Raw genomic sequence first — 8,544 nt, 5'->3', positions numbered from 1 at the left:
GAGTCAGATCACGAGGCGCGCTGCGCGCGCGGGCCACACGCCCTGCGCTGCTCGGCGCTCCAGATGCGCCCCCGGGCCCGCCCGCACGGCCCTGCGCAAAGGTCCACCGTCGCGCTCTGCGTTTCGGCTCGCGCTGCGCGCATCGCAGCCATCCCGTGCATGACGCCGCGCCCAAAGCGCAGCGTCGTTTTCCAGCCGAGCCTGCAAAGGGCTGGCGCCAGCCAACCCGAGCCGTGCGGTGGGTGGGGGGCGGTGGGGCGATTTCTGGGGCGGCGAGGAGCGCAGTGGCGAGGTCGGCGCGCGCAGCGCGCTTCGTGAACTGACTCGCGGCAATTGTCCGAGCGCAGTGAGCGACAGCGAACGTAGCGAGTTTTGCCGCGCGACCTCGCCGCGAGCACCGCAGCGCAGTCGGCGAAGCCGACCGCCCCAGCATGAGCCCCGCCGCCCCCCGCCCACCGCACGGCGGCCGAACAAAAACAGAACAGACGGCCCACGCACCACCGCACGACGGCCGAACAGGAGCAGCACATACAGAGAATGAAGACGGCCAAACGCCACCCCACCCCGTACAATCCCGTACAGCGCCCTGCCTCCAGTCACAGGGCCGCAGTCGATTCGCGACGTTCACCCTACCTTCCCGCCTTCCGACTGGTGCCCTCTGCGTGAGCGGCAGCAGGCAGGTAATCCCGCAGCACGCGGGCCCCCCGATGACCTTTGACCAACTCGGCCTCGCCGAGCCGATTCTTCGTGCCGTGCACGAGTATGGCTACACCACCCCCACGCCCATCCAGGCCCAGGCGATTCCCATCGTCCTGAATGGTGGCGACCTGCTGGGCGGTGCCCAGACCGGTACCGGCAAGACCGCCGGCTTCACCCTGCCGCTGCTGCACCGCCTGATGGCCCAGCCCGCGGTGCGCGATGCGCGCGGCCGTGTGCCGGTGCGCGGCCTCATCCTCACGCCCACCCGCGAACTGGCCGCGCAGGTGGAAGAAAGCGTGCGCAACTACGGCAAGTACAGCAAGCTCACCAGCATGGTGATGTTCGGCGGCGTGGGCATGCAGCCGCAGATCGACAAGCTGCGCCGCGGCGTCGACATCCTGGTGGCCACGCCCGGCCGCCTGCTCGACCACCACCAGCAAGGCACGCTGGACCTCAGCAAGGTCGAGATCTTCGTGCTCGACGAAGCCGACCGCATGCTGGACATGGGCTTCATCCACGACATCCGCAAGGTGCTGGCGGTGCTGCCCCAGGCCAAGCAGAGCCTGCTGTTCTCGGCCACTTTCAGCGACGAGATCAAGGCCCTGGCCGAGCGCCTGCTGAACAAGCCTTCGCTGGTGGAAGTGGCGCGCCGCAATGCCACCGCCGACACCATCGCGCAGAAGGTGCACCCGGTGGGCCGCGACCGCAAGAAGGAGCTGCTGGCGCACCTGATCAAGCGCGAGGACTGGCACCAGGTGCTGGTGTTCACGCGGATGAAGCACGGCGCCAACCGGCTGACCGAGTACCTGAACGACCAGGGCATCAGTGCCATGGCCATCCACGGCAACAAGAGCCAGGGTGCGCGCACCAAGGCGCTGGCCGACTTCAAGTCGGGCGACCTGACCTGCCTGGTGGCCACCGACATCGCGGCCCGCGGCATCGACATCGACCAGCTGCCGCACGTCGTCAACTTCGAGCTGCCCAACGTGCCCGAGGACTACGTGCACCGCATCGGCCGCACCGGCCGTGCCGGCGCGCAGGGCGAGGCGGTGTCGCTGGTGTGCCTGGACGAAGAGCTGTTCTTGTCCGACATCGAGAAGCTGATCAAGCGCAGCATCCCGCGTGAGACGGTGCCGGGCTTCGAAGTGCCGACCGGCGAGAAGGCCGAGCCCATCGTGCTGGGCCGCATGACCATCGGCGTCGGCGCGCCGCGCGGCGGCAGCCGTGGCGGTCGCCCGGGTGGCGGCGGCGGTGGTGGTGGCGGTGGCCGCTCCGGCGGCCGGCCGCAAGAGTCGCGCGGTGGCGAGCCGCGCCGTGCCTCGGGGGCGCCTTCGCAAGGCGGCCGGCCGGCCGGCGGTGGCGGTCATGCACCGCGCCCTGCGGGTGGTGGCGGTGGCGGTGGCCAGCATGCCGGCGGTGCACGCCCCGCAGGCAGTCAGCCGCGCCGCGACGATCGTCGTGGCGGTGGCAGCGGCAGCAGCGGCGGCGGCAACGGCGGCCGCCTGACGCAGCCCAAGCGCTGAAGCCCGGGCTGCGCGTGCTTGAACGCGCAGCACACAGGATGCGGCGCGGTGTTGCGCCGCGCTTGCATCCTGTCGCGCCTGGTCACAGCCAGCGCGCGCCGGGGTGGTTATGGTCGGGCTCATGCGTGACACACCCCTCACCGCCTGGCAGGGCATGGACCTGCAGGTGTTGCGCGGCGACGAAGAAGTCGACCGCGTGCCCGCCTCCGACATCGATCGCGTCGTTCTGGCCTATCACCGCGGCGGCGAAACGCCGGGCGATCTGGCCTATGCGGTACTCCTGACCCACAGCGCGGCCCTGCTGTTGTCGCCCGCCACCGGCATCGCCGGGCGCGTGCACTTCGAGCGCCAGGCGTTCTGGGCCGAACGGCCCTGCGTGTACTGGGTGCCGGCCGCACGTGCACCGCTGCCACGTGCCTTGCGCGGCGGCTGGTCGCTGTTTCCGCGCCGCCTGCCGCCCTACCTGCGCGTGCCCCGCGCCGAGGTGGAAGCCGACCTCGCCCGCTGGCCGGTGGAAGGCCCGCAGAGCTGGGAACAGCGCAAGTGGGAACGCATCGTGCGCAGCCGCCTGCTCCCTTCGGCAGCACCCGCAAACAAACCCTAGCCGCCCGCCCGGGCGGCGGTGCGGGTCACTTGAACACCCGCTCGCGCAGCCACTTGGTGGCCACCCATTTTTCGCCTTCCACCACCGGCGCGCCGCCGTGCAGCGTGCGGGTGATGGGGTGCGGCCGGTCGTAGCTGAAGAACACCGCATGGCCCTTGAGCGGGGCCACTTCCAGCGCCACGTCGGGGAAGGTGGTGCCGCCGCCGGCCGTGGGCGTGTTCAGGTAGGTCACCACCGTGGCCACGCGCTGGCCGCCCCGCTTGAGGATGGGCACCGAGCCCGGCTGCGCCGGGTCGAAGTAGTCGTGGTGCGGGCGGTATTCGGCCCCCGGGCCGTAGTGCAGCACCTGCAGGCCTTCGCCATGGTCCACCGGCCAGTCCAGCAGCCTGGCGATGCGGGCTTCCAGCTTGCGGGCCACGTCGTTCTCGCCGCGCTCGAAGAACATGCCGCGGCTGGTGCGGGCGGCGTTGACCTCGTTGCCGCCGGTGGCCACGTCCACCGTTTCGCTGCGGGCCATGCGCGGCGCGGCCAGCGCCACCAGCTCGTCGCATTCTTCGTCGGACAGCAGGCCCGCCACCACGACCACGCGCGGGTTGCGCATGGCCATGACCACGCGCACCTGACGGTCGCCGGCGTCCAGCAGGTTCAGGCCGCCGGGCTGCGCGATGTCGGGCACGGCGATGGGCACCGGCGGGCCGCCGGCCTTGTGCTGGTCGGCCAGGAAGCCGCTGAGCGCCACCTCCATGGCCTGCAGGGCGGCGTCTTCTTCCCAGCCGCTGGCGCGCATGGAGGTGAGCAAGGCCTCGGGGCCGTGGCCGGCCTGGGCCTGCGCCACGATCCAGGCGCGCAGTTCGGGCGTGATGGTTTGTGCGGTCATGACGTGATCTTGCGGCGGAACACCAGCCGGTCCGGCTCGGAGGCGGCGGGCTCGAAACGATAGCCGTCGAGGTTGAAGCCTTCCAGGCCCTTGGGCGTGACCAGACGTTGCTGCACCGCGTAACGCACCATCAGCCCCCGCGCGCGCTTGGCGAAGAAGCTGATGATCTTGTAGCGGTCGGTCTTCCAGTCCTCGAACACGCACTCCACCACCCGCGGCGCCAGCGCGCGGCGCCGGGCCACGCGGAAGTACTCCTGCGACGCGAGGTTGACGATGACCGGACTTTCGTTGCCGGCCGCCATCTGGTTGAGCTGCTGCGCCACCGTGTCGCCCCACCAGGCATACAGGTCGGCGCCCTGTGGGTTGGCCAGGCGCGTGCCCATCTCCAGCCGGTAGGGCTGCAGCCGGTCCATCGGGCGCAGCACGCCATACAGGCCCGACAGGATGGCCAGGTGCTGCTGCAGCCAGACCAGGTCGTCGGCACTCAGTTCGCGGGCGCGCAGGCCGTCGTACACGTCGCCGTTGAAGGCCAGCACCGCCGGGCGGCTGTTGTCGGGCGTGTGCCGCGGGCGCCAGGCCTTGTAGCGCGCCACGTTCAGCGCCGACAGATCAGGCGAGAGGTCCATCAACTCGCCGACGCCCTGGGCCGGCAAGGGCTTGAGCAGCTCGATCAGCCCGGCCGCCTGGCGGGTGAACAAGGGTTCGGTGGCCTGGGCCAGCACCTCGGGCGCCAGCGGAGAGTCATAGTCCAGCGACTTGGCCGGAGAGATCACGAAAAGCATGGCGCCGATTATCACGGCGGGCCGGCGCACCAGATGCTTGCCAAAGGCAAGCATTTCATGCCAGCATGGGCCGATGGACAACGCCCATCACGTGCCCGCCGATCAGGTCGAAGCCCTGCGGGGTTTCAGCCGCTTCTACACACGGCAGATCGGGCTGCTGCATGAGCACCTGCTCGATTCGCGCTTCACCCTGCCTGAGGCGCGTGTGCTGTGGGAACTGGCCCAGCAGCCCGGGCAGGCGGGCGTGAGCGCCGCCACGCTGGCGCGTGAGCTGCAGCTGGACGCCGGCTACCTGAGCCGCCTGCTCGCCGGCCTGAAGGCGCGCGGCCTGCTGCGCAGCCAGGTCAGCGCCACCGACGCGCGGCAGACCCTGCTGCGCCTGTCGGCCGCCGGCCGCAAGGCTTTTGCGCCGCTCGACCAACGCTCGCAACAGCGCACGGCGGCCTTGCTGGGCGCGCTGCCACCGGCGCAGCGGCAGGCCCTGGTGGGCAGCGCGGGCCAGCTGCAGGCGCTGCTGCAGCGTGCCGACCAGGCCTTGTCCCAGCCCAGGCCGTCACCAGGCGCAACCCCTGCCCCGCCGGCCTGGCGCCTGCGCGCCCACCAGAGCGGCGACCTGGGCTGGGTGGTGGCCCGCCATGGCGCGCTGTACCACGCCGAATACGGCTGGGGCCTGCGCTTCGAAGCGCTGGTGGCCGGGCTGTGTGCCCGCTTCGTCGAGCAGTTCGATGCCCGGCGCGAGGCCTGCTTGATCGCCGAGTGGCCCGCCCCTGAGGGCGAATCCGGCGCGCCCGGCCAGCCCATCGGCAGCGTGTTCCTGGTGCAGGCCTGCGACGAGGCCGGCACGCCCGAGCCCGGCGTCGCCCAGTTGCGCATGCTGCTGGTGGAGCCGGCGGCCCGCGGGGTGGGTGTGGGCGACGGGCTGGTGGCCGAATGCATCCGCTTTGCGCAGGCGGCGGGCTACCAGCGCCTGCGGCTGTGGACCAACGACATGCTGCTGGCGGCGCGGCGGCTGTACGTGCGGCATGGCTGGCAGCTGGTGGCCAGCGAACCGCATGCCGACTTCGGCATTCCGATGGTGGGCGAGATCTGGGAGCGGCCGCTGGGCGGCAACGGCGCCCGCGCCACATAAGCTTGCGGCGGATGACACCGCCCGCCCCAGCCACCACCCCTGCCAACACGCCCTGCCCCTGCGGCAGTGGCCAGTGGCTGCCGCAGTGCTGCGGCCGCTTCCATGCCGGCCCGCTGCACCTGCAGGCGCCCGATGCCGCCGCGCTGATGCGCTCGCGCTACAGCGCCTTCGTGCTGCAGGACGCCGACTACCTGCTGCAGACCTGGCACCCGCGCACCCGGCCCGCGCAGATCGACTTCGAGCCCGGCCTGCGCTGGCTGGGCCTGCAGGTGCGCCGCCATGTGCCAGAGCCGGACGGCCGCGCCGAGGTGGAGTTCGTCGCCCGCAGCAAGCTGGGCGGCCGCGCCCACCGGCTGCACGAAACCAGCCGCTTCGTGCAGGAAGACGGCCGCTGGTTCTACGTGGACGGCGACCTGCACGCGGGCTGACCGCCGGCACCCTCAAGGCCCGCGGCGGGCCGCCGATATCCAGCAGTCCCGCGTCCACGGTGGCCGTTGCCGCCATGCCAGAGCTGTTGCCATGAACCTGTCGCGCCGCCGTCTGCTGTCGTCCACCATCCGGCTGGCGCCCCTGGCCACCCTGGCGGCCTGCCTGCCGGCCTGGCCTGTCGCAGCACACGCGCAGGCCAAGAGCCGGCCGGTGCTCACCGTGCAGTCGGGCGACCGGCCCGGTGTCGACTTCGACATGCCGGCGCTGCAGGCCCTGCCGCAGCACCAATTCCGCACCAGCACGCCCTGGTATCCGCAGCCGGTGAGCTTCAGCGGCCCGCTGCTGCGCGACGTGCTGGCATCGGCCGGCGCCCGCGGCACCACGGTACGCGCCGTGGCGCTGAACGACTACAAGGTGGAGCTGCCGATGTCCGACATCGACCGCTTCGACGTCATCGTGGCGCTGCTGCTGGACGGCAAACCGATGCCGGTGCGCGAGCGCGGGCCGCTGTTCATCGTGTACCCCTTCGACACCAGCGTGGAATTGCGGTCCGAGAAGTACTACAGCCGCAGCGCCTGGCAGCTGCGCCGCATCGAGGTGCACTGACGCCGGCGCCGCCGCCCCCATGCCGCAGACCGACGCCGACGCACTGCTGCTGGCCGGGACCAGCCGCCTGCGCACCTCGCGCTGGCTGATCGCCATCGCCAGCGTGCTGCTGATGGCCTTTGCGGTGGTGGGCTGGGTGCAGCAGCGGCAGATGGCGCTGCTGTCGGGCGCGGTGCAATACAACAGCGACAACATCGTCTGGAGCTTCTACCAGCTGCACAGCGAATTCCTGCTGCTGCGCGACGAGCTCCAGCAGGCCGCCCGCGCGCCCGATGCGCTGGACGCCGAAGCCCTGCAGCAGCGCTACGACATCTTCGTCAGCCGGCTGCCGCTGGTGGCACCGCAGCGCACCGCCCGGGTGTTTCCGGTGGGGCCGGAGCAGACGCGGGTGCTGGCCCGGGTGGAAGCCTTCGTGAAGGAGGCCGACCGGCTGCTGGGTCCCGCGCCCGAACGGCCCTTCGCGCCCGCCACCGACGCGCCGGCGCTGCTGCAGGCGCTGGATCCGCTGGGGGCCGAGCTGCATGGCCTGTCGCTGTGGGCCACGGTGCAGGTGGCCGACCAGGTGGGCCGCCGCAATGAAGCCGTGCGCGAGCAGAACCGCCTGGCCATCGGCCTGACGGTGTTCCAGGGCCTGCTGACGCTGGCCTTTGCCGCCGTGGTGGTGCGCCAGTTGCGTGCGCTGGCCGAACGCGGCGTGGCCCTGGAAGGCCTGGCCTCGCGCTGGCGCCAGGCGCGCCGCGATGCGGAAGCGGCCAGCAGCGCCAAGAGCAGCTTCCTGGCCAACATGAGCCATGAGATCCGCACGCCGCTGACCTCCATCATCGGCTTTGCGGAGCTGCTGCTCGACCCGGCGCAGACGCCGGCCGACCGCACCGCCGCGGTGCACACCATCCGGCGCAACGGCGAGCACCTGCTGCAGGTGATCAACGACATCCTGGACCTGTCCAAGATCGAGACCGGCAAGCTGGACATCGAGCTGTGCGCCACCGAACTGCCTGTGCTGGTGCGTGAGGTGGCCTCGCTCACCGGCCCGCGGGCGCGGCACAAGGGCCTGGCCTTTGCGGTGCAGGCGCCCGGCGTGCTGCCGCTGCGCCTGCACACCGACGGCCTGCGTCTCAAGCAGATCCTGCTGAACCTGTGCGGCAATGCCGTCAAGTTCACGAACGACGGCACGGTGACGCTGGCGCTGCGGCTGGACCCGGCGGCCGGCCAGCTGCACTTCGAGGTGACGGACACCGGCATCGGCATGACGGCGGCGCAGCAGGAGCGGCTGTTCCAGCCCTTCAGCCAGGGCGACGTGTCCATCACCCGCCGCTTTGGCGGCACCGGCCTCGGGCTCTCGTTGTCCACCCAGCTGGCGCAGTCGCTGGGCGGGGCCATCGGCGTGAGCAGCGAGCCTGGCGTGGGCAGCCGCTTCACGTTGACGCTGCCACTGACGCCGCAGGCGCTGCAGGAGGCCGCGCCCTGGCCCGCCGACTGGCTGGACGCAGACACCGCCGGGACAGCCGGCAGCGCAGTGGCCACCACCGGCTGCACGCCCGCCGCGCCGGTGCCCCGCCTGCAAGGCCAGGTGCTGCTGGCCGAAGACGGCTGCGACAACCAGCGCCTGATCGGTGCCTACCTGCAGCGCGCGGGGCTGCAGCACACGCTGGCCGGTGACGGCCGCCAGGCCGTGGCCACCGCGCTGGCCGGCCGCTTCGACCTCGTGTTGATGGACATCCAGATGCCGGTGCTCGACGGCGTGGGCGCCTTGCAGCAGCTGCGGGCCGCGGGGCACGCGGGGCCGGTGATCGCGCTGACCGCCAACGTGATGGCCAGCGACGTGGCGCACTACCGCGCGCTCGGCTTCAACGACGTGCTGGCCAAGCCGCTGCAGCTCGACCGCTTTTATGCGG

General features: G+C 71.6%; 8 protein-coding genes. 6 read left to right on the top strand and 2 right to left on the bottom strand.

Features of this window, described 5'->3' with window-relative positions; genetic code table 11:
- Window positions 1-707 precede the first annotated feature (707 nt).
- Window positions 708-2,222: a DEAD/DEAH box helicase gene (locus ABNT58_RS26860; RefSeq protein WP_348756438.1), complete on the top strand. Its 1,515-nt coding sequence runs from the start codon at window positions 708-710 to the stop codon at window positions 2,220-2,222.
- Between the two features lie 121 nt (window positions 2,223-2,343).
- Window positions 2,344-2,826, top strand: coding sequence for a hypothetical protein (locus ABNT58_RS26855; RefSeq protein ID WP_348756437.1), 483 nt, complete (start codon window positions 2,344-2,346; stop codon window positions 2,824-2,826).
- Between the two features lie 25 nt (window positions 2,827-2,851).
- On the opposite strand, the gene ABNT58_RS26850 is transcribed toward ABNT58_RS26855, so the two are convergent.
- Complete coding sequence (locus ABNT58_RS26850) at window positions 2,852-3,703, bottom strand: 2OG-Fe(II) oxygenase (protein ID WP_348756436.1); 852 nt, start codon at window positions 3,701-3,703, stop codon at window positions 2,852-2,854.
- On the bottom strand, window positions 3,700-4,485 hold the full coding sequence (gene yaaA / locus ABNT58_RS26845; protein WP_348756435.1) for a peroxide stress protein YaaA: 786 nt from the start codon (window positions 4,483-4,485) through the stop codon (window positions 3,700-3,702). The genes ABNT58_RS26850 and yaaA overlap by 4 nt, the downstream gene beginning before the upstream one ends.
- 73 nt (window positions 4,486-4,558) lie before the next feature.
- On the opposite strand from yaaA, the gene ABNT58_RS26840 reads away from it, so the two are divergent.
- The 4 genes from ABNT58_RS26840 to ABNT58_RS26825 all read left to right on the top strand — a co-directional run.
- Entirely contained in the window at window positions 4,559-5,614 is a 1,056-nt protein-coding gene (locus tag ABNT58_RS26840) for a helix-turn-helix domain-containing GNAT family N-acetyltransferase (protein ID WP_348756434.1), read from the top strand.
- Between the two features lie 11 nt (window positions 5,615-5,625).
- On the top strand, window positions 5,626-6,042 hold the full coding sequence (locus tag ABNT58_RS26835; protein WP_348756433.1) for a YchJ family metal-binding protein: 417 nt from the start codon (window positions 5,626-5,628) through the stop codon (window positions 6,040-6,042).
- Window positions 6,043-6,133: 91 nt separating this feature from the next.
- Window positions 6,134-6,649 carry a molybdopterin-dependent oxidoreductase gene (locus ABNT58_RS26830; protein ID WP_348756432.1) on the top strand — a complete coding sequence of 172 codons (516 nt, stop codon included), beginning with the start codon at window positions 6,134-6,136 and terminating at the stop codon, window positions 6,647-6,649.
- Window positions 6,650-6,668: 19 nt separating this feature from the next.
- Window positions 6,669-8,544, top strand: a 1,876-nt coding sequence (locus ABNT58_RS26825) for an ATP-binding protein (RefSeq protein WP_348756431.1), incomplete at its 3' end; no start/stop codon positions are given.

Source organism: uncultured Aquincola sp., assembly GCF_964001545.1.
GTDB lineage: Bacteria > Pseudomonadota > Gammaproteobacteria > Burkholderiales > Burkholderiaceae_C > Aquincola.
The sequence above is the reverse complement of the archived record's forward strand: the minus strand, read 5'-3'. Positions and strand labels throughout refer to the sequence as shown.